Annotated in this window: 1 pseudogene; it reads right to left on the bottom strand. The window is 74.6% G+C overall.

What is annotated here, in order from left to right:
* Positions 1-326: pseudogene (locus AC2W7M_RS26890) on the bottom strand (aminodeoxychorismate/anthranilate synthase component I); the annotation flags it as partial.
* Between the last annotated feature and the right edge of the window lie 350 nt (positions 327-676).

Below are 676 nucleotides of genomic sequence, written 5' to 3'. Positions count from 1 at the left end.
CGGGCCAGCCGGTCGTGGAGCCAAAGGGCGCGGACCCGCGCCCGCTGCTGCCGTGCTGCGGGGGCGGCTTCCGGGCGGCCGCTGGAGAGGATGTAGGCGCGCCGCTCCGCATGATCGAACGCAGCGATCACGTCGTAGAGGCCGAACGCCATTTCGGGAAGGGCGGGGCCGGCGCCATGCGGGACCGGGAGCCGCTCCAGATGGCGGCCCAGCTCGTAGCCGAGGAAGCCCACCGCACCGGTGCGGAACGGCGCCGGTCCGCAGAGCGCGTCGGCCGCCTGCGCCGCGAGGGCGCTCTCCAAGGCGGTGAACGGGTCCGCCCCCACCGGGCGCCGTCCACCCGCGTGCCTTCGGCATCCGCTGTGATCAGCGCGAACGGATCGGTGGCGATGTAGGACCAGCGCGCCCGCGGATCGCCCGCCGCGGCGCTGTCGAGGAAGGCGCAGAAGGGATCGTCCACCACCGCCGAGAAGGCGGCGAGGGCGTCGCCATAGGGAAACGCGATGACGTGCACGGGCGGTCGGACCGATTCTTTCGCTGCGGCGTTGCTGTGGAGGCACCATGGCCGCGCGCGCTGCGAAGCACAATCGCTGCCGGAGAGGGAGCGCGCCCCGTCGCCGACCGGCGCCGCGCCGGCGCCGCGAACCACGTGCCGGATGCGACGTGCGGACGGCCG

The organism is Xanthobacter sp. BG11Y11_SDJG (assembly GCF_057364445.1).
The sequence above is the reverse complement of the archived record's forward strand: the minus strand, read 5'-3'. Positions and strand labels throughout refer to the sequence as shown.